A 19330-nucleotide genomic window follows, 5' to 3' on the forward strand; every position below is an offset into this window, starting at 1 on the left:
AAACCCTTGGTTTTTACTCCGCCCATGGACAATCACCCCATGACCATTGCCACCGCTCCCCTCCCTACACGGCGCGCCGACCTCCTGGCCCGCCTGGCCCAGCCGCACCAATATGACCTCGCCGTGATCGGCGGGGGCGCGACGGGCCTGGGGGTGGCGCTGGATGCTGCGGCACGCGGCTTCAGTGTGGTGCTGGTGGATTCCCACGATTTCGCCAAAGGGACGTCGTCCCGCGCCACGAAGCTGGTGCATGGTGGCGTTCGTTACCTGGCGCAGGGCAATATCGCCCTGGTACGCGAGGCGCTGCACGAGCGCACCACGCTGCTGCACAACGCGCCCCATCTGGCGCAGCCATTGCCTTTCGTGATGCCGTCGTACCGTTTCTGGGAGACCCCCTTTTACGGCGTCGGACTGATGATGTACGACGCGCTGGCAGGCAAGGCGGGCCTGGGCGCCACCCAGTTCCTGGGGCGCGAGAGCACCCTGCGGTGCCTGCCCACCGCCCGTACCGAGGGCCTGAAAGGCGGGGTCAAATACTGGGATGGCCAGTTTGACGATGCGCGCCTGGCGCTGGCGCTGGCGCGCACGGCGGCCAGCCTGGGCGCCCTGGTGGTCAATTACTGCCCAGCCAAATCTTTGGTCCACGAGGCCGGCAAGGTCGTGGGCTTTGTCTGCGAGGACGCGGACACCGGCCAACAGTTCACCGTGCGCGCCCGGTCGGTGGTCAACGCCACGGGCGTGTGGGTGGACACCCTGCGCCAGATGGACGGCGAAGCCATCGGGCGGCCCGTCAAGCCCATGGTGGCGCCCAGCCAGGGCGTGCACATTGTGGTGGACCGCGAGTTCTTGCCGTCCGACCACGCCTTGATGGTGCCCAGGACGGCCGATGGCCGCGTGCTGTTCGCAGTGCCCTGGCTGGGCAAACTCATTCTGGGCACCACCGACAGCCCGCGCCAGGACGTGGTGCGTGAGCCCGAGCCCTTCCGGGAGGAAGTGCGGTTTATCCTGGAGGAATCCGCCCGCTACCTGACCCGCGCGCCCCGCGTCGAGGACATCCGCAGCATCTGGGTGGGCTTACGCCCGCTGGTCAAGCCGCAGGACGACGACGGCGACAACACCAAGAAAATCAGCCGGGAACATACGGTGCTGGCCAGCCGCAGCGGCCTGATCACCGTGACCGGCGGGAAATGGACCACCTACCGGGCCATGGCCGAAGATGTGTTGCAAAAATGCTTCACCACGGGTCTGCTGCCCGAAAAGCCAGCCGGCGTGACGAACCAGTTGCCGCTGGTGGGTACGCCACGGGAGCCGGTCCAGCACCGGATCAGCGACGCCCAGGGGCTGCACTCCTATGGCAGCGAAGCGGCCGATGTGCAGGCAACGCCGGGCGCACAAACGGATCTGGGCGGCGGCCTGACCGAGGCCATGGTCCGTTTTGCGGCCCGGTTTGAATATGCCTGCACGGTGGAGGATGTGCTGGCGCGACGCTCGCGCCTGCTGTTCCTGGATGCCCGCAAGGCCATGGAGTTGGCGCCCGTCGTCGCCCGCATCCTGCGCGAGGAACTGGGCTCCGACCCGCAACTGGACGCCTTCCTGGCGCTGGCGCCACAGTATCTGCATGTGCCTGCATAACACGGGCTTGACTTCCCGAAAGTGTTTTGCAATAATCGAGGGCTTCGCGTTTCCTACGTGAAGTTTCTGCCCAGCGGGAAGTGCTGCAAATGGTTTGCGGTGCGGACGACGGGCCCAAGACTGACTGGCTGATTTGCGGCCCTTGAGAAGTTCTCTGGGGCTGTTGTCTTCTGGTGCAAGTTGGGAATATTGAAATGATCCAGACAGAATCTCGGTTAGAGGTTGCCGACAATACCGGCGCCAAGTCCGTCCTTTGCATCAAGGTGCTGGGTGGCTCGAAGCGTCGCTATGCAAGCGTTGGCGACATCATCAAGGTGAGCATCAAAGAAGCCGCTCCACGTGGCCGCGTCAAAAAAGGCGAGGTTTACAGCGCAGTGGTGGTTCGCACGGCGAAGGGTATTCGTCGCGGCGACGGTTCGCTCGTCAAATTCGACGGCAATGCTGCAGTGTTGCTGAATGCAAAGTTGGAGCCTATCGGCACCCGTATCTTCGGACCCGTGACGCGTGAACTGCGTACCGAGAAGTTCATGAAGATCGTGTCCCTGGCTCCTGAAGTTCTCTAAGGACGCGCCATGAACAAGATTCGCAAGGGCGACGAAGTCATCGTGCTGACCGGCCGTGACAAGGGCAAGCGTGGCACCGTCACGCTGCGCAAGGATGACTCCCACCTCGTCATCGACGGTATCAACCTGGTCAAGAAGCACGCCAAGCCCAACCCCATGAAGGGTACGACAGGCGGCATCATCGAAAAGGCCATGCCGATTCACCAGTCCAACGTGGCCATCTTCAATGCCGCTACTGGCAAGGCTGATCGCGTGGGCATCAAGGTGCAGGCTGACGGCACACGCGTTCGCGTGTTCAAGTCCAGCGGCGCTGAAATCAAGGCGGCCTAAGGGGTAAACATGGCACGACTCCAAGACATTTACCGCGACAAGATCGCTCCCGAACTGACCAAGCAGTTCGGTTACACCTCGCCGATGCAGGTTCCCCGTCTGACCAAGATCACCCTGAACATGGGCGTGAGCGAAGCAGTCTCGGACAAGAAGGTGATGGACAACGCCGTGGCCGACCTGACCAAGATTGCTGGTCAGAAGCCTGTGGTGACCAAGGCCAAGAAGGCTATCGCCGGTTTCAAGATCCGCGAAGGCCAGGCCATCGGTTGCATGGTCACGCTGCGTGGCGTGCAGATGTATGAGTTCCTGGACCGTTTCGTGACCGTGGCTCTGCCCCGCGTTCGTGACTTCCGTGGTATCTCCGGTCGCGCTTTCGACGGCCGTGGCAACTACAACATCGGCGTCAAAGAACAGATCATCTTCCCTGAAATTGAGTACGACAAGGTTGACGCTTTGCGCGGTCTCAATATCAGCATCACCACGACGGCCAAGTCTGACGAAGAAGCCAAGGCGCTTCTCGCTGGTTTCCGTTTCCCGTTCAAGAACTGAGGCGAAGCATGGCTAAAGTAGCTTTGATCCAGCGCGAACTGAAGCGCGAAAAACTGGCAGCCAAGTACGCAACCAAGTATGCGGAACTGAAGGCAATCGCTGGCGATGCCAAGCGCAGCGACGAAGAGCGTGATGCAGCCCGCCTGGGCCTGCAAAAGCTCCCCCGCAATGCCAACCCCACGCGTCAGCGCAACCGTTGCGAAATCACCGGTCGTCCACGCGGCACCTTCCGTCAATTCGGTCTGGCTCGCGCCAAGATCCGCGAACTGGCTTTCAATGGCGACATCCCCGGTGTCACCAAGGCCAGCTGGTAAGCAGGCAGGAGAGATTAAACATGAGCATGAGTGATCCCATCGCTGACTTGCTGACCCGCATCCGTAATGCACAGATGGTCTCCAAGGCCACGGTTCTGGTGCCTTCTTCCAAAGTGAAGGTCGCCATCGCCCAAGTGCTGAAGGACGAAGGTTATATCGACGGCTTCCAGGTCAAGACCGAAGCTGGCAAGTCCGAACTCGAAATTGCCCTGAAGTACTACGCAGGCCGTCCCGTGATTGAGCGCATCGAGCGCGTCAGCCGCCCTGGTCTGCGTGTCTACAAAGGCCGTGATTCCATTCCACAAGTCATGAACGGTCTGGGTGTGGCAATTGTCACGACGCCCAAGGGCGTGATGACCGATCGCAAGGCGCGCGCTACCGGTGTCGGTGGCGAAGTGCTCTGCTACGTGGCCTAACCCGCGGCATTGAGGAGAAACTGAAATGTCCCGAGTAGGAAAAATGCCCGTGACCATCCCCGCAGGTGTGGATGTGTCCGTGAAGAGCGACCAGATCTCCGTCAAGGGTTCTGGCGGCACCCTGTCGCTGGCGCAAAACGCGCTGGTGAAGGTGTCCAGCAATGACGGCAAGCTCAGCTTTGAGCCTGCCAATGATTCCCGCGAAGCCAACGCCATGAGCGGCACGATTCGCCAGTTGGTCAACAACATGGTGGTCGGTGTCAGCAAGGGCTTTGAAAAGAAGCTGAGCCTGGTGGGCGTGGGCTATAAGGCTGCTGCAGCCGGTTCCAAGCTCAATCTGGCCGTCGGTTATTCGCACCCGGTCAACATCGAGATGCCCGCTGGTATCACGGTTGCCACCCCCACGCCCACGGAAGTGGTGATCAAGGGTGCCGATCGTCAACGCGTCGGTCAGATCGCTGCTGAGATCCGTGCTGTTCGTCCACCCGAGCCCTACAAGGGCAAGGGCATCCGCTATGCGGACGAAAAGATCACGATCAAAGAGACCAAGAAGAAATAAGGAGCTGCAACATGTTGACCAAGAAAGAGCAGCGTCTTCGTCGTTCGCGTCAGACCCGCATCCGCATTGCACAGCAAGGCGTGGCGCGTCTCACCGTGAACCGTACGAACCTCCATATCTACGCCAGTGTGATTTCCGGCGACGGCAGCAAGGTGCTGGCAAGCGCTTCGACGGTAGAAGCCGACGTGCGCAAGTCGCTCGGCGGTTCGGGCAAGGGTGGCAACGCCGCTGCAGCCCAGGTCATCGGCAAGCGTATCGCTGAAAAGGCGAAGGCTGCAGGTGTCGAGAAGGTTGCATTTGATCGCGCAGGCTTTGCCTACCACGGTCGCGTCAAGGCTTTGGCCGACGCAGCCCGTGAAGCCGGCCTGCAGTTCTAAGCGGAGCGGAATACAAAATGGCTAAATTTCAACCCAAAGTGCAAGACGAAGGTCGTGACGACGGTCTGCGCGAAAAAATGATCGCGGTCAACCGCGTGACCAAAGTCGTGAAGGGTGGCCGTATCCTCGGTTTCGCTGCACTGACGGTGGTTGGCGACGGTGATGGCCGCGTGGGCATGGGCAAGGGCAAGTCCAAGGAAGTGCCTGCTGCCGTGCAAAAGGCGATGGAAGAAGCTCGTCGCAACATGGTCAAGGTGTCTCTGAAGAACGGCACCATCTATCACAACGTGACCGGCCATCATGGCGCGGCTGTCGTGATGATGGCTCCCGCTCCCAAGGGTACCGGTATCATCGCCGGCGGCCCGATGCGCGCAGTCTTTGAAGTGCTGGGTGTTACCGACATCGTGGCCAAGAGCCATGGTTCGTCCAACCCCTACAACATGGTCCGTGCTACCTTTGACGCGCTCGTCAATTCGACGACTCCGTCGAACGTTGCAGCCAAGCGCGGCAAGACAGTCGAAGACATCTTCGCCTGAACCGGAGCCTGAATATGACAACGCAACAAACCGTCAAGATTCAACTGGTGCGCAGCCCGATTGGCACCAAGGAATCGCACCGCGCCACCGTCCGTGGCCTGGGTCTGCGCAAGCTGAACAGCGTCAGCGAATTGAAGGATTCGCCCGAAGTTCGCGGCATGATTAACAAGATCAGCTACCTGGTCAAAATCGTCTGAGAGATAGATCATGGAACTCAATAGCATCAAGCCCGCAGACGGCGCCAAGCATGCCAAGCGCCGCGTAGGCCGTGGTATCGGCTCCGGCCTGGGCAAGACCGCTGGCCGTGGTCACAAGGGCCAAAAGTCCCGCTCCGGTGGCTACCACAAGGTGGGCTTCGAAGGCGGTCAAATGCCTCTGCAACGTCGCTTGCCCAAGCGCGGCTTCAAGTCGCACCTGCTGAAGTTCAATGCGGAAGTGACGCTGACAGCCCTGGACCAACTGGGTCTGGCTGAAGTCGACGTTCTGGCACTGAAGCAAGCTGGTCTGGTGGACGAGCTGGCCAAGGTGGTCAAGGTCATCAAGAGCGGTTCCCTGACCAAGGCAGTCAAGCTGTCTGGCGTGGGCGCTACGGCAGGTGCCAAGGCAGCCATCGAAGCTGCTGGCGGCAGCGTCGCCTGAGTGTGGCACTGAAGGAAGGCATCTGTGGCTACTAGCGCGGCTCAAATTGCAAAGACCGGAAAATTCGGCGACCTGCGTCGGCGTCTGGTTTTTCTGTTGCTGGCGCTGGTCGTGTACCGCATCGGGGCGCATATCCCCGTGCCGGGCATCGATCCAGCCCAACTTCAGCAGCTGTTCAGTGGCCAGCAGGGCGGCATCCTGAACCTGTTCAACATGTTCTCGGGTGGCGCGCTGTCGCGTTTCACGGTGTTTGCTCTGGGGATCATGCCGTACATCTCGGCATCGATCATTATGCAGCTGATGACGTACGTGCTGCCCGCCTTCGAGCAGTTGAAGAAGGAAGGCGAAGCCGGCCGCCGGAAGATCACGCAGTACACCCGTTATGGGACTCTGGGTCTGGCCCTGTTCCAGTCGCTGGGTATTGCAGTGGCCCTTGAAAGCTCTGCTGGTCTGGTGCTGAGCCCCGGTTTTGGCTTCCGCCTGACGGCAGTGGTCAGCCTGACCGCAGGAACCATGTTCCTGATGTGGCTGGGTGAGCAGATCACGGAGCGCGGTTTGGGCAACGGGATCTCGATCCTGATCTTCGGCGGCATCGCTGCCGGTCTGCCCAGCTCGATCGGTGGCCTTCTGGAACTGGTGCGCACCGGTGCAATGAGCATCCTTGCAGCGATCTTCATCGTCATCGTGGTGGGTCTCGTGACTTACTTCGTGGTGTTTGTGGAGCGTGGACAGCGCAAGATCCTGGTGAATTACGCACGACGACAAGTCGGCAACAAGGTGTATGGCGGCCAGTCGTCGCACTTGCCCTTGAAGCTGAACATGGCGGGTGTAATCCCCCCGATCTTCGCATCGTCGATCATCCTGCTGCCTGCGACCGTGGTGAACTGGTTCAGCGCTGGCGAATCGATGCGTTGGCTCAAGGACATCTCGGGTGCACTGACGCCAGGTCAGCCGATCTATGTGATGTTCTACGCTGCAGCGATCGTCTTCTTCTGTTTCTTCTACACGGCTTTGGTGTTCAACAGCCGCGAGACAGCAGACAACCTGAAGAAGAGCGGCGCGTTCATTCCGGGCATTCGTCCTGGTGAGCAAACTGCACGCTACATCGACAAGATCCTGGTTCGCCTGACGTTGGCGGGCGCGGTGTACATCACTTTTGTGTGTCTGCTGCCCGAGTTCCTGATCCTGAAGTACAACGTTCCGTTTTACTTTGGCGGAACCTCGCTGCTGATCATCGTGGTGGTGACCATGGACTTCATGGCCCAGGTTCAGAACTACATGATGTCGCAACAGTACGAATCGCTGCTCAAGAAGGCGAACTTCAAGGGCGGTGCAGGCGGTTGATGGCACCAAGGCGGCGCACGGCGCTGTCTGCAAAGAGTTGGATATCGGTTGAATTGGCGCCCCACGATTTTCGCGGGCACAAATTGTGTTCCGTGCGAAGCAGCCGGGACGGATGGAAAAGTTTTAGGAGAATGCAATGAGAGTTTCGGCTTCGGTCAAAAAAATCTGCCGCAACTGCAAGATCATCCGCCGCAAGGGTGTGGTGCGTGTGATCTGCACGGATCTGCGTCACAAGCAGCGCCAAGGTTGATTGGAAAGTATTAGAGGACGCATATGGCACGTATCGCTGGCATTAACATTCCGCCGCATAAGCACGCGGAAATCGGTTTGACCGCCATTTTTGGCATCGGTCGCACCCGCGCTCGCAAGATCTGCGAAGCAACTGGTATCGCTTACTCCAAGAAGATCAAGGATCTGACGGACAGCGATCTGGAAAAAATTCGCGAGCAAATCGAGCAGTTCACCATTGAAGGTGACCTGCGCCGCGAAACCACGATGAACATCAAGCGTTTGATGGACATCGGCTGCTATCGTGGCTTCCGCCATCGCCGCGGTCTGCCAATGCGTGGTCAGCGCACTCGTACCAATGCACGCACTCGCAAGGGTCCGCGCAAGGGTGCTGCTGCACTGAAGAAATAAAGATTGAAAGATCATCATGGCTAAGTCTCCTGCCAATAACGCAGCTCAGCGCGTCCGCAAGAAGGTCCGGAAGAATGTTTCGGATGGCATTGCCCACGTGCACGCCTCGTTCAACAACACCATCATCACGATCACCGATCGCCAGGGTAACGCTCTGTCATGGGCTTCGTCCGGTGGCCAAGGTTTCAAGGGCTCGCGCAAGTCCACCCCCTTCGCAGCCCAGGTGGCTTCTGAAGTGGCCGGCCGCGCTGCTATCGATCAAGGTATTAAGAACCTTGATGTGGAAATCAAGGGCCCAGGTCCTGGTCGTGAGTCGTCGGTGCGCGCACTGGGCGCACTGGGCATCCGCATCACATCGATCTCCGATGTGACCCCGGTGCCTCACAACGGCTGCCGCCCCCAAAAGCGCCGTCGTATCTAATTTCTCTCTAAGCCCACCGCCGCCTGTGAACGCGCAAGCGCCTCAGGCGGCTCCCGCAATGGTTTGCGGCAGATGACACAAAGGAAGCTCAAGTGGCACGTTACCTCGGCCCCAAGGCCAAACTCTCCCGCCGTGAAGGCACCGACCTGTTCCTGAAGAGCGCACGTCGCTCCATCGCGGACAAGTCCAAGTTCGACTCCAAGCCTGGCCAACACGGCCGCACTTCGGGCGCCCGCACTTCTGACTACGGTCTGCAACTGCGCGAAAAGCAGAAGGTCAAGCGCATGTACGGCGTGCTGGAAAAGCAGTTCCGCCGCTACTTTGAAGCTGCCGACGGCAAGAAGGGCAACACCGGCGCCAACCTGCTGTTCCTGCTGGAATCGCGTCTGGACAACGTCGTGTACCGCATGGGTTTCGGCTCCACACGCGCCGAAGCACGCCAGCTGGTGTCCCACAAGGCGATCACGGTGAACGGCAAGTCGGTGAACATCGCTTCGTACCTGGTCAAGGTGGGCGACGTGGTGGCTGTCCGCGAAAAGTCCAAGAAGCAAGCCCGCGTGGTCGAGGCTCTGCAATTGGCAGCCCAAGTGGGCATGCCTGCCTGGGTGGAAGTGAACGCCGACAAGGCTGAAGGCGTGTTCAAGAAGGTGCCCGACCGCGACGAGTTCGGCGCTGACATCAACGAATCGCTGATCGTTGAGTTGTACTCGCGTTAATCCGTAGAGTACGGAAGTATTTCAAGCAAACCGTCCCTGAACCGCGAGGCATCGCGGTTTAGGTGCTTCACCAGCCTTACCGGTGTAACGAGCTGGGGGTATTGAGAGGAAGTCTGAATGCAAACCAATTTGCTGAAACCCAAGGCGATCAATGTCGAGCAGCTTGGCCACAATCGTGCCAAGGTCGCACTGGAGCCGTTCGAGCGTGGGTACGGCCACACGCTGGGCAATGCCATCCGGCGCGTCCTGCTCTCGTCCATGGTGGGTTACGCAGCGACGGAAGTCACGATTGCAGGCGTTCTGCACGAGTATTCGTCCATCGACGGCGTTCAAGAGGACGTGGTCAACATCCTGTTGAACCTCAAGGGCGTGGTGTTCAAGCTCCACAACCGTGACGAAGTGACACTGAGCCTGCGCAAAGACGGCGAAGGTGTGGTCACCGCCCGTGATATCCAGACCCCTCACGACGTGGAAATCGTCAACCCGGATCACGTGATTGCCAACCTGTCTGCTGGCGGGAAGCTGGACATGCAGATCAAGGTAGAGAAGGGTCGCGGCTACGTGCCCGGTAACCTGCGCCGCTATGCCGACGAATCGACCAAGTCGATTGGCCGCATTGTGCTGGACGCATCGTTCTCCCCCGTGAAGCGCGTGAGCTACACCGTGGAAAGCGCCCGTGTGGAGCAGCGTACCGACCTGGACAAGCTGGTGGTCGAGATCGAAACCAACGGTGCGATCACTGCCGAAGACGCTGTGCGCGCATCGGCCAAGATTCTGGTGGAGCAGCTGGCGGTATTCGCACAGCTCGAAGGCGGCGAACTGGCTGCGTTCGATGCGCCTGCAGGCCCACGTGGCAATGCGACGTTCGATCCGATCCTGCTGCGTCCCGTGGACGAGCTGGAACTGACCGTGCGTTCTGCCAACTGCTTGAAGGCGGAGAACATCTATTACATCGGTGACCTGATCCAGCGCACCGAGAACGAGCTGCTCAAGACGCCTAACCTGGGCCGCAAGTCGCTCAACGAAATCAAGGAAGTGCTGGCATCGCGCGGCCTCACCTTGGGCATGAAGCTTGAGAACTGGCCTCCAGCAGGTCTGGACAAGCGTTAAGCCAAAGCTATAATCGAAGGCTGCCCAAAGTTTGGGCGCCCGGTTTGATGTCCCCCGAAAGGGGGACTTTTCGTTCCCCATGGGGAACAGTGCCTCGGACAGTACCTGATCCGGCTGCCCGATTTAATTACATAGACAGTAGAAAGAAAGCACCATGCGCCACGGACACGGCCTTCGCAAACTCAACCGCACCAGCTCGCACCGCCTCGCGATGCTGCAGAACATGATGAACTCGCTCATCGAGCACGAAGTCATCAAGACCACCGTTCCCAAGGCCAAGGAACTGCGCCGCGTGATCGAGCCCATGATCACCCTGGCCAAGGAAGACTCCGTGGCCAACCGCCGCCTGGCTTTCAACCGTCTGCGCGACCGTGATAGCGTGACCAAGCTGTTCAACGACCTGGGCCCCCGTTTCAAGGTGCGTCCTGGTGGCTACACCCGCATCCTGAAGATGGGCTTCCGCGTGGGCGACAATGCGCCTATGGCCCTGGTCGAACTGGTCGACCGTGCTGCAGAAACCGAAAATAATTCGGCAGCAGCTGAATAATAGGGTATAATTTACTTCTTACCGCGCGATGGAGCAGTCTGGTAGCTCGTTGGGCTCATAACCCAAAGGTCGGAGGTTCAAATCCTTCTCGCGCAACCAAAACATAGCAATCCTTGCTAAAGCAAACCGCCCACTACCCAGTGGGCGTTTTTGTTTGTGCGCCCGATGGTTGACGCGCTAGGCGCTGCCAAGGGTGGATTGCCTTCGCGGTCTCCTGTTCAGACTGCCGTGGAGGTGCCCGACTACCGCGACGTTTCCGACGGGCTCAATGGGCAAAAAGATCCGCCTTCGCGGCTTTGGTGATGGCCACCACACAAGGGTGGGTGATGCGCCTTTCGACGGAGATGGCAAAGAACTCCTCCACCAGTTCGGAGGAGCGCCCTATGACTTCCACGCCAAACTGGGCCGTGGTCTCCTCGTCCAGCACGGAGGGAGAGGTGAAGATGCCTCGGCCTTCACGTCCAAACGCATTCATTAATGCGCTGTCATCGAACTCACCGACCAGACGGGGCTGCAGTTGGTGCTTGTTCAGCCAATGGTCGAGCTGTTGGCGCACGGACGACATGGGCCCCTGAATGAGCATGGGCGCGCCGTGCAGGCACTGTGGGAATGGTCCCTCCAGCTGCGCCCGCAAGGCAGGGGCGCACAGAAAACTCATGCTGCTGGTGCCCAGCGGGTGGTTGAACGCCTTGACGCCGATCTTGTTGGACACCGGCTCATCGGCCAGCACCAGGTCCAGCCGGTGCAGGCTCAACTGCGCAATCAGTTCGGGAAACTTGCCCTCATGGCAGGTCATGTGCACGCGCTGCGGCATCCCCAGCGCGGGCTCCAGCAGGTGGTAGGCGACGGATTTGGCAATCGAGTCGGCCACGCCCACCCGGAACTCCAGGGGCTTCTCGTGCCCGCGCGCCAGCCGGATGGACTTCTCCAACTCGTCCCCCAGTGCAAAGATCTGCTCGGCATAGCCCAGTGCCACGCGGCCCTCGCTGGTCAGCTCCAGGCCGCGCCCCCGCTTACGGAACAGGTCGTGGCCTAGCCATTCTTCCAGCTGCTTGATCTGGCCAGACAGCGTTTGCGGTGTGGTGTTCAGCTGCTCACCCGCCCGCATCACGCCGCCTGCCTTGGCCACCGTCCAGAAGTAACGCAGGTGCTTGAAATTCATGAAGACCTCAAAGCTTCGAAAAAATCGAAGAAAAAAACACGATAAAACGAATATACGCGAAGTATGAAACTCTCTACATTGACGTTTGGCAGCTTCCGTGGCGATCTGCGCCGCGGCCTAGAGCTGCCTGTGTTCACAAGGAGTAGCAACGATGCGTATCACGACCCGAGGACAGCTGGCGGTATCCGCCATGACCGACCTGGCCCTGCGCCAGAAGCTGCGGCCCGTGCCCTTGTCCACCATCAGCGCGCGGCAGGGCATTTCCCTTTCGTACCTGGAGCAGCTGTTCAGCGCGCTGCGCCGTGCCGGCCTCGTGGACAGCACCCGCGGGCCAGGCGGCGGCTACACGCTGGCGCGGCAGGCCGAACAGGTGTCGGTGGCCGAAATCATCCTGGCGGTGGAGAACCTCAAGAACGACGAGCTGCAGAACCTGGGCGCCGGCCAGGCTGCGCAGGTCAAATCCATGACGGGCGAGCTGTGGACCAGCTTCAACTCCCGCGTGATGGAATACCTGCAGTCGGTGACGCTGCAGGACTTGGTGGACCAGGCCCTGAAGCAGGGCACGGTGGTGGAGGAAAAGGCCCCGGCTGCCCGGACCAAGCTGCCCCTGGCGCCCAAGCCCCGTCCACTGATGGCGCGGGTCAATGTGCCCAACTCGGTGTTTGCCTTGGGGAGCATGCCGATCCTGCAGCGCCGCTGAGGCGAAGGGACCCTGCGGTGGTGCAAGGCGTCGGGTGCGGCGCCAAGCCCACCGAGGCTGGCGCAGCGGCAGGCTGCCTGGCTGCCGACGGCTACGTTACAACTGGTGTGCGAGCTGCTTGATGCCCCGGATCAGCATCTCGACCGAGATCGCAACCAGGATCAGACCCATCAGGCGTTCAAACGCCATCACCACGCGTTCGCCCACCAGGCGCTGGATGCGTTCGGCCAGCAAGAGCACGACAGCGCACACGGCCATGGTGACGCACAGCGCGCCCACCCATTCCCATCGCCGCTCCGGCGCCTGGGCCACCAGCAGCATGACGGTGGCCAGTGCCGACGGGCCTGCCAGCGCAGGAATGGCCAGCGGCACGATCAGCGGCTCGCCCGGAAGCTCTGCCTGCGGGCCGTCTGCCGACGGAAAAATCATGCGCAGCGCGATCAGAAACAGCACCACGGCGCCGGCAATCTGCAGCGACAGGTCGCTCAGGTTCATCACCCGCAGAAACTCTGCCCCGAAGAACAGGAACACCAGCAGCAGGGCAAACGCAATCAGTACCTCCCGCAGGATCACCCGAGCACGGCGCTCGGCCGCCACACCCCGCAGGGCATTGGCAAAGATGGGGATGTTGCCCAGCGGATCGGTGATCAGCAGGAGCAGGATGGTGGCCGACGCGAAAGTGTAGCTCACGTTGCGTACACCGCGTCCAGCGAGCGAAATCCCTTGATCTCGATCGGATTGCCGCTGGGATCGTGGAAGAACATCGTCCACTGCTCGCCGGGCTGGCCTTCAAAGCGCACCTGCGGCTCCAGCACGAAGGCAGTGCCGGCGGCCTTCAACCGCGCGGCCAGTGCATGCCAGTCGGGCAGTTCCAAAATGGCGCCGAAATGCGGCATGGGGACCAGGTGGTCCCCCACATGCCCGGTGTGGGCGCTGGCAAACGGTGTACCCAGGTGCAACGAGATCTGGTGGCCAAAAAAATCGAAGTCCACCCAGGTGTCGGTGCTTCGGCCTTCCTGGCAGCCCAGCACGCCGCCATAAAAGTGGCGGGCGGCGTCCAGGTCGGTGACGTGAAAGGCGAGGTGAAAGAGGCTGCGCATCCCGCAGAGGATAGCAGCCAGGGGCCACGCCGTGGGGGGGGCGGGAGCTCGGTCAGGCGACCGACGGATCGGCGGCCATGTTGTCAAACTTCTTGAAGTACTGGCGCGCCATGGCCACCAGCTGGGCGTCTGTCGGATGGTCGGCGGCCACCGAGTCCACCACCACACCGGCCACGGCCGCATGGTGCTTGGCGGCCCAGTCGCGGAACTGGTTGCGCACCAGGCCTGGGCCGGCCAGCAGCACCTCGCGGGTGTGGGTCAGGGCCTGCGCCACTTCGGCAAAAAACGGCGCGAGGTCTTCGACCTTGCCCTGGTGCTTGTGGTGGCTGCGGGACTTGATGCGCTGGGCCTCGGCGTGTTCGCGGTCGAACATCACCACATGGGCTTCGGATTGGTCCATCCAGACAACGGCGTGAAAAGTGCTCATGAATCGGCTTTCTTGAAGTGATGACAAAAACGGGAAGGAAGAGGGGCGGAGCGGGCGAACCTGCTCACGCAGCACGCGGGTGTTGCTCGGCCTTTTCCTGGCATTGCACACAGCGCGCTGCCTCGGGTTGGGCATGCAGGCGGGCGGCGGTGATGTGGGCGCCGCAGTCCGTGCACTCGCCATAGGTGCCCGCTTCGATGCGGGCGAGGGCGGCTTCGACAGCGGCGAGGTGCGCGGTTTCGCGTTCGCCCAGGGCAAATTCCAGTTCGCGCTCGGTGGCCACCTGGGCGCGTGGGTCTTCCGGTTGCCCAAAGTGTTCAGCGGCCACTTCGGCGCGACCGATGACGCCGCCGCGCTGTGCGGCCAACTGGGCCAGCAACTCGGACTGCTGGTTCAGCAACTGCTGGCGAAATGGGGCGGCTTGGGTCTTGTCCATGCGGGGTCTCCTCGGGGTGATCGGATACCTGCATGGTGCGCCTGTGCGCGGCGCGGTGGGTTGACCAAGGTCAAGGGATGGCGCGCGGTGTCACTGCCCGGGTGACACCGCTGCGGGGCGGGCTCAGCGCTTGGGCGGGCGCGCCAGCATTTCGGCGGTGTTGGTCTTGCGGTCCGCGTTCACGCGCTGCACATGGGGGCGCTCGGCCATGCGGGCCAGGTAGTCGCGCACGGGCAGGTCGGCCAGATAGTCCTTGCCATAGATGATCTTGGTGGCCGAGCTGACCAGCGGCAGGTGCACGATGGCCGCGCAGTCGGCCATGGTGAAGGTGTCGCCGCCCACGTAGGGGCTGAACTGGGCCAGCTGGCCGAAGGCGGCAATGTTCTTCTGCAGCTGTGCGCCGACCTTTTCCTTGGCAGTGTCGCTCACAGTGCCCCCAAAGAAGGCCTGGGGATACAGGTTGCGCGCGACCAGCTCCAGGTGCAGTTCCAGAAAGGTGATCAGCTCGCGCACCTTGGCGGCCTGGTAGGGGTCTGCCGGGATCAGCGGGTGCTCGGGGTGGGCGGCTTCGATGTAGTCGGCCATCACTGCAGACTCACACAGCGGTCCCTGCGGCGTGCGCAGGTAGGGCACCTTGCCCAGCGGGCTGGCGCTGCGGTCGGTCTCGCCCACCCAGGCCAGTTCTTCGGTGAACGGCAGGCCCTTTTCGAGCAGGGCCAGCTTGACCTTGTTGTAGTAGTTGCTGGCCGAAAAGCCGCAGAGTGTGAGCATGGGGTGTCTCCTAGTTTGTGGTGTTGGCAGGCGCACATCCTAGGTCGGTGGGTGGCGCCAAGCGGTCACGCAGATGACCCGCGTGCCGGTCGGCGTGAGCTGCGCACCTACAATGGCGCCTCCATGTCGTTGCCGTCCTTGCAAACCCTTCGCAGCCTTCGCTGGCTCGCCCGCCTGGTGCTGGCGTGGTTTGTGTTGTCGATCGGCGTGGCTGTGGCGTCGCCACTGGTGCATCCGCAGGCCATGGAGCTGATCTGCTCGGGCTCGGGAGCGATCAAAGTGCTGGTCAAGACCGATGACGGCGCCAAGGAACTGTCCAGCCACACGCTGGACTGCCCGCTGTGTGCGCATGTGGGCGCTCCCCCTCCTGCCTCCCAGGCCCAGCTGCCTGTGGTTCACCCCCTGGCGCATGCCCTGCGCCCCATCCCTGCCGCGCACATTGCAGCGCGCACTGCCGCGCCGCTGCCGCCGCGCGGGCCCCCATCGCTCTCCTGAAATCGCTATTGATTCGATAGCTGTTTGCGCATTATTCACATGCGCTTGCGGCCTATTTGGTTTGATTTTCAGGAGTTTCCATGCGCAAAAGCCGCATGGCGCTGGCCGTGGCCAGTGCCTTTCCCATCGTCCTGGGCATCACATATGCCGGGGCTTCTTCCGCATTCGCCCAGACCGCTGACAGCAATGGCAGCAGCACTACCAGCCATGCCCCGGTCAAGGAACTGGGCGTGGTCACCATAAGCGCTGGCCAGCCCACCTCACTGCCCACGCAGATCCCCACCACCATCGAGGGCGTGACGCGCGAGCAGATCGAGCATTCGATCAACGCCACCGACAGCGAAGACGCGCTCAAGTACCTGCCCAGCCTGCTGGTGCGCAAGCGCTACATCGGCGACTACAACCACGCCGTGCTGTCCACCCGCGCATCGGGCACGGGCAACCCGGCGCGGTCCATGGTGTTTGCCGACGGCATCTTGCTCTCCAACTACCTGGGCAACGGCCCTACCAACGCTCCACGCTGGATGCTGGTCACGCCCGAGGAGATCGAGCGCGTGGACGTGCTCTACGGCCCCTTCTCAGCAGCGTACGCGGGCAACTCGGTGGGCGCGGTGGTGGACTACGTCACGCGCATGCCCACAAAGTTCGAGGCCCACGGGCAGGTCAGCTACCAGCACCAGCCGTTTGACCTGTACAACACCAACGGCACCTACGGCGGCAAGCAGGTCAGCGCCTCGGTGGGCAATAAAAATGGCGACTGGTCCTGGTTCCTCAACTTCAACAAGACGGACAGCGAAGGCCAGCCGCTCACCTTCCCCACGCGCCTCGTGTCCGCAGGCACCGTGGGCAGTGCGGGCACACCCGTGACGGGCGCGGTGCTGGACAACAACCGCAGCAACCAGCCCTGGTATCTGCTGGGCACCGCCACGCAATACCACACGCAGCAAGACCATATCAAGGCAAAGATCTTCTACGACTTCTCGCCCACTGTGCGGGCCGCCTACACCTTCGGCTGGTGGCACAACGAATCCGAAGGGCGCCCCGCCAGCTACCTGCGCGATGCCAACGGCAATGCGGTCTACAGCGGCACGGTCAATATCAATGGCCGCTCGTTTGCGCTCACGCCGACGGACTTCAACGTTTCCAACGAAGACCTCACGCATTTCATGCACGGCCTGTCGGTCAAGAGCCGCACGCAAGGCGTGTTTGATTGGGAGGTAGCCGCCAGCCTGTACGACTACCAGACCGACACCCTGCGCGCCGCCACCGTCGCACTGCCTGCGGCGCTGAACGGCGGGGCAGGGCGCATCGTCAACAGCAAGGGCACGGGCTGGAACACGCTGGCTGCCAAGGGCACCTGGCGACCCGATGGGGTGTTGGGCGCGCACATCGTGGACTTTGGCCTGCAGCGCGACAGCTACCAGCTGCGCACGGTGGAGAACGCCACGACGAACTGGATCAACGGAGCCGCAGGCGCCCGGAACCAGGCCTTCAATGGCGACACCCAGTTGCTGGGCCTGTGGGCGCAAGACACCTGGAAGATCGCACCCCAATGGAAGGCCGTACTAGGCGCCCGCGCCGAGCGTTGGAGCGCCAGCAACGGGCAGACGGGCAACGCCACCACCACCGTGGGTCACCCCGAGCGCAACGAGACCTATGTCTCGCCCAAGGCGGCCGTGGCCTACCAGGCCAGCGACCTGTGGGTGCTCAAGGCATCGACAGGCCGCGCCGTACGCATGCCCACGGTGTCTGAGCTGTACCAGGGCGGCATCAGCGGCAGCGGCACGCTCATCAACAACGACCCCAACCTGCGCCCCGAAAAGAGCTGGACCACCGAGCTGACGGCCGAGCGGGACCTAGGCAGCGGTTTGCTGCGCCTGACCGCGTTTTTTGAGCGCACCAAGGACGCGCTGTACTCGCAGACCAATGTGCTCGTGACCCCCAACGTGACCAATGTGCAGAACGTGGACGCGATTCGTACCAAGGGCCTGGAGCTGTCGTACCAGGCCACCAACGTCTTCGTGCGCGGGCTGGAGCTGGGCAGCAGCCTGACCTGGACGGACTCCAAGATCACGAAGAACGACAAGTTCCCGGCCAGCGTCGGTAAATGGCAGCCACGCATCCCCGAGTGGCGCGCCACCGCCGTAGCCACCTACCGGCCCGACGACAAATGGTCGTACACCTTGGGCGCGCGCTACAGCGGCAAGCAATACAGCACGCTCGACAACAGCGACCCCAACGGTTTTGCCTACCAGGGCGCGAGCAGCTACTTCACCACCGATGTGCGCGTGCGCTACCAGATCACCAAAGCGGTCAGCGCCGCCGTGGGCATCGACAACCTGAACAACTACCAGTTCTGGAACTTCCACCCCTACCCGCAGCGCAGCTACATGGCTGAGTTGAAGGTCTCCCTCTGAAAGGAATACTTCCCATGTTGTTGAATACTATGAAAAAGATAGCTACTGCCGCATGTTTGACTAGCGCTACCGCCCTGTTTGGCACTGCATCGGCCCATGTGGTGCTCGAATACCAGGTGGCACCGGCCGGCGCCAGCTACAAGGCCGCGTTCAAGGTGGGCCACGGCTGCGGCGCATCGCCCACGCGGCAGGTGGTGGTGGACATCCCCGCAGGCATGCGCGGCGCGCGCCCCATGCCCAAGCCGGGCTGGACGCTCGACGTGCAGCGCGACAAGCTGGCACAGCCGTACACCAGCCATGGCCGCAGCATCACCGAAGACGTGGTGCGCGTGACCTGGACGGCCAAGACCGCAGACGACATGCTGCAGAGCGCCCACTACGACGAGTTCGTGCTGGTCGCCACTGCCCCCGAGCAAGCAGGCACCGTGTACTGGCCCGTGCGCCAGGTCTGCGCCGAAGGCCGCAACGACTGGGTGGATGTGCCCCAGGCGGGCCAGAAGCTGTCAGACCTCAAGTCCCCTGCGGCAGCGCTGGAGATTCTGCCCAGCGGTGGCGCGGCTGCCCACAATCATTGACAGTCGGGCCCAGCCCCTCATCCCCCTCTATCCCTCTTTTATTTGAGCCAACCGAAAGACATTCACCATGAAAACACTGCTTCACACCGCCGCTATCGTTGCTGCACTGCTCAGCGCCCCTGCATGGGCGCAGACCGCCGCCGTCAAGGTCGAAGGCGCCTGGGCCCGCGCCAGCGTGCAGGGCCAGAAGGCCACGGGCGCGTTCATGCGCCTCACGGCCAAGGACGGCGCACGCCTGGTGCGCGCCGAGTCGCCCGCAGCCGGCCTGGCCGAAGTGCACGAGATGAAGATGGAAGGCGACATCATGAAGATGCGCGCCGTGCCCGCGCTGGACCTGCCGGCGGGCAAGACGGTGGAGCTCAAGCCCGGCGGCTACCACGTCATGCTGCTGGACCTGAAGGCGCCGCTGGCCAAGGACAGCACGGTGCCGCTCACCCTGGTGTTCCAGGACGCCAAGGGCGTGGAAAGCAAGCTGAACCTGACGGTGCCCGTGGGCACCTCCGCACCCGGCGGCGCCACGGCAGGCAGCATGATGGATGGGCACAAACACTGAGA

29 protein-coding genes and 1 tRNA gene are annotated in these 19330 nt (G+C 61.9%); 24 read left to right on the plus strand and 6 right to left on the minus strand.

Going from position 1 to position 19330, the window contains the following annotated elements; all coding sequences use genetic code 11:
* The first annotated feature begins 39 nt into the window (after positions 1-39).
* The 19 genes from ACT531_RS16680 to ACT531_RS16770 all read left to right on the plus strand — a co-directional run bounded on the left by ACT531_RS16680 (position 40) and on the right by ACT531_RS16770 (position 10791).
* Entirely contained in the window at positions 40-1632 is a 1593-nt protein-coding gene (locus ACT531_RS16680) for a glycerol-3-phosphate dehydrogenase/oxidase (RefSeq protein ID WP_476018139.1), read from the plus strand.
* A gap of 194 nt (positions 1633-1826) precedes the next feature.
* Positions 1827-2195 (plus strand): 50S ribosomal protein L14, encoded by a 369-nt coding sequence (gene rplN, locus ACT531_RS16685; protein ID WP_007861702.1) that lies wholly within the window; start codon positions 1827-1829, stop codon positions 2193-2195.
* A 9-nt stretch (positions 2196-2204) separates the two neighbouring features.
* Complete coding sequence (gene rplX, locus ACT531_RS16690) at positions 2205-2525, plus strand: 50S ribosomal protein L24 (RefSeq protein ID WP_060987447.1); 321 nt, start codon at positions 2205-2207, stop codon at positions 2523-2525.
* A 9-nt stretch (positions 2526-2534) separates the two neighbouring features.
* Positions 2535-3074: a 50S ribosomal protein L5 gene (rplE, locus tag ACT531_RS16695; protein WP_015016018.1), complete on the plus strand. Its 540-nt coding sequence runs from the start codon at positions 2535-2537 to the stop codon at positions 3072-3074.
* Between the two features lie 8 nt (positions 3075-3082).
* A complete protein-coding gene (gene rpsN / locus ACT531_RS16700; RefSeq protein WP_015016017.1) occupies positions 3083-3388 on the plus strand; it encodes a 30S ribosomal protein S14 in 306 nt (101 codons plus the stop codon).
* 20 nt (positions 3389-3408) lie between these two features.
* The gene (gene rpsH / locus ACT531_RS16705) at positions 3409-3804 is read left to right on the plus strand and encodes a 30S ribosomal protein S8 (RefSeq protein WP_056420320.1); all 396 of its coding nucleotides are present in this window, start codon (positions 3409-3411) and stop codon (positions 3802-3804) included.
* Positions 3805-3829: 25 nt separating this feature from the next.
* A complete protein-coding gene (gene rplF / locus ACT531_RS16710) occupies positions 3830-4363 on the plus strand; it encodes a 50S ribosomal protein L6 (RefSeq protein ID WP_015016016.1) in 534 nt (177 codons plus the stop codon).
* Positions 4364-4374: 11 nt separating this feature from the next.
* On the plus strand, positions 4375-4740 hold the full coding sequence (gene rplR / locus ACT531_RS16715) for a 50S ribosomal protein L18 (RefSeq protein WP_476018140.1): 366 nt from the start codon (positions 4375-4377) through the stop codon (positions 4738-4740).
* A gap of 17 nt (positions 4741-4757) precedes the next feature.
* Complete coding sequence (gene rpsE, locus ACT531_RS16720; protein ID WP_015016014.1) at positions 4758-5276, plus strand: 30S ribosomal protein S5; 519 nt, start codon at positions 4758-4760, stop codon at positions 5274-5276.
* Between the two features lie 14 nt (positions 5277-5290).
* Complete coding sequence (gene rpmD / locus ACT531_RS16725; RefSeq protein WP_005793644.1) at positions 5291-5473, plus strand: 50S ribosomal protein L30; 183 nt, start codon at positions 5291-5293, stop codon at positions 5471-5473.
* 10 nt (positions 5474-5483) lie between these two features.
* Positions 5484-5915: a 50S ribosomal protein L15 gene (rplO, locus tag ACT531_RS16730; RefSeq protein ID WP_476018141.1), complete on the plus strand. Its 432-nt coding sequence runs from the start codon at positions 5484-5486 to the stop codon at positions 5913-5915.
* Between the two features lie 24 nt (positions 5916-5939).
* The gene (gene secY / locus ACT531_RS16735; protein WP_015016012.1) at positions 5940-7259 is read left to right on the plus strand and encodes a preprotein translocase subunit SecY; all 1320 of its coding nucleotides are present in this window, start codon (positions 5940-5942) and stop codon (positions 7257-7259) included.
* A gap of 136 nt (positions 7260-7395) precedes the next feature.
* Positions 7396-7509: a 50S ribosomal protein L36 gene (gene rpmJ, locus ACT531_RS16740; protein ID WP_005793651.1), complete on the plus strand. Its 114-nt coding sequence runs from the start codon at positions 7396-7398 to the stop codon at positions 7507-7509.
* Between the two features lie 23 nt (positions 7510-7532).
* Positions 7533-7898 carry a 30S ribosomal protein S13 gene (gene rpsM, locus ACT531_RS16745; protein ID WP_060987448.1) on the plus strand — a complete coding sequence of 122 codons (366 nt, stop codon included), beginning with the start codon at positions 7533-7535 and terminating at the stop codon, positions 7896-7898.
* 16 nt (positions 7899-7914) lie between these two features.
* Complete coding sequence (rpsK, locus tag ACT531_RS16750; protein WP_005793662.1) at positions 7915-8319, plus strand: 30S ribosomal protein S11; 405 nt, start codon at positions 7915-7917, stop codon at positions 8317-8319.
* Positions 8320-8411: 92 nt separating this feature from the next.
* Entirely contained in the window at positions 8412-9035 is a 624-nt protein-coding gene (gene rpsD, locus ACT531_RS16755; RefSeq protein WP_015016011.1) for a 30S ribosomal protein S4, read from the plus strand.
* Between the two features lie 117 nt (positions 9036-9152).
* Complete coding sequence (locus ACT531_RS16760; protein WP_005793666.1) at positions 9153-10145, plus strand: DNA-directed RNA polymerase subunit alpha; 993 nt, start codon at positions 9153-9155, stop codon at positions 10143-10145.
* Positions 10146-10299: 154 nt separating this feature from the next.
* Entirely contained in the window at positions 10300-10692 is a 393-nt protein-coding gene (gene rplQ, locus ACT531_RS16765; RefSeq protein ID WP_008906513.1) for a 50S ribosomal protein L17, read from the plus strand.
* 22 nt (positions 10693-10714) lie between these two features.
* Positions 10715-10791, plus strand: a tRNA-Met gene (locus ACT531_RS16770).
* A 166-nt stretch (positions 10792-10957) separates the two neighbouring features.
* Here the strand turns inward: ACT531_RS16770 and nhaR are convergent.
* Positions 10958-11854, minus strand: a complete 897-nt coding sequence (nhaR, locus tag ACT531_RS16775; protein ID WP_476018142.1) for a transcriptional activator NhaR — start codon at positions 11852-11854, stop codon at positions 10958-10960.
* Positions 11855-12005: 151 nt separating this feature from the next.
* Between nhaR and ACT531_RS16780 the strand changes: the two genes are divergently transcribed.
* Entirely contained in the window at positions 12006-12554 is a 549-nt protein-coding gene (locus ACT531_RS16780; protein WP_295944058.1) for an Rrf2 family transcriptional regulator, read from the plus strand.
* Positions 12555-12650: 96 nt separating this feature from the next.
* Here ACT531_RS16780 and ACT531_RS16785 read toward each other — a convergent pair whose 3' ends face one another.
* The 5 genes from ACT531_RS16785 to ACT531_RS16805 all read right to left on the minus strand — a co-directional run bounded on the left by ACT531_RS16785 (position 12651) and on the right by ACT531_RS16805 (position 15288).
* Positions 12651-13244, minus strand: a complete 594-nt coding sequence (locus tag ACT531_RS16785; RefSeq protein WP_476018143.1) for a MarC family protein — start codon at positions 13242-13244, stop codon at positions 12651-12653.
* Entirely contained in the window at positions 13241-13654 is a 414-nt protein-coding gene (locus tag ACT531_RS16790; protein WP_476018144.1) for a VOC family protein, read from the minus strand. Before ACT531_RS16790 ends, ACT531_RS16785 begins: the two co-directional genes overlap by 4 nt.
* Positions 13655-13706: 52 nt before the next feature.
* Complete coding sequence (locus ACT531_RS16795) at positions 13707-14081, minus strand: hypothetical protein (protein ID WP_476018145.1); 375 nt, start codon at positions 14079-14081, stop codon at positions 13707-13709.
* Between the two features lie 64 nt (positions 14082-14145).
* Positions 14146-14517 (minus strand): TraR/DksA family transcriptional regulator, encoded by a 372-nt coding sequence (locus ACT531_RS16800; protein WP_476018146.1) that lies wholly within the window; start codon positions 14515-14517, stop codon positions 14146-14148.
* Positions 14518-14640: 123 nt separating this feature from the next.
* On the minus strand, positions 14641-15288 hold the full coding sequence (locus tag ACT531_RS16805) for a glutathione S-transferase (protein WP_110961800.1): 648 nt from the start codon (positions 15286-15288) through the stop codon (positions 14641-14643).
* Between the two features lie 123 nt (positions 15289-15411).
* Between ACT531_RS16805 and ACT531_RS16810 the strand changes: the two genes are divergently transcribed.
* The 4 genes from ACT531_RS16810 to ACT531_RS16825 all read left to right on the plus strand — a co-directional run bounded on the left by ACT531_RS16810 (position 15412) and on the right by ACT531_RS16825 (position 19328).
* Positions 15412-15783, plus strand: a complete 372-nt coding sequence (locus tag ACT531_RS16810) for a DUF2946 family protein (RefSeq protein ID WP_209820522.1) — start codon at positions 15412-15414, stop codon at positions 15781-15783.
* 80 nt (positions 15784-15863) lie between these two features.
* Complete coding sequence (locus ACT531_RS16815) at positions 15864-18200, plus strand: TonB-dependent receptor (RefSeq protein ID WP_476018147.1); 2337 nt, start codon at positions 15864-15866, stop codon at positions 18198-18200.
* 14 nt (positions 18201-18214) lie between these two features.
* Entirely contained in the window at positions 18215-18775 is a 561-nt protein-coding gene (locus ACT531_RS16820) for a YcnI family copper-binding membrane protein (RefSeq protein WP_476018148.1), read from the plus strand.
* Positions 18776-18842: 67 nt separating this feature from the next.
* Positions 18843-19328 carry a copper chaperone PCu(A)C gene (locus ACT531_RS16825; protein WP_110961802.1) on the plus strand — a complete coding sequence of 162 codons (486 nt, stop codon included), beginning with the start codon at positions 18843-18845 and terminating at the stop codon, positions 19326-19328.
* Positions 19329-19330: the final 2 nt, after the last annotated feature.

This window comes from Acidovorax sp. DMC1, from assembly GCF_056314325.1.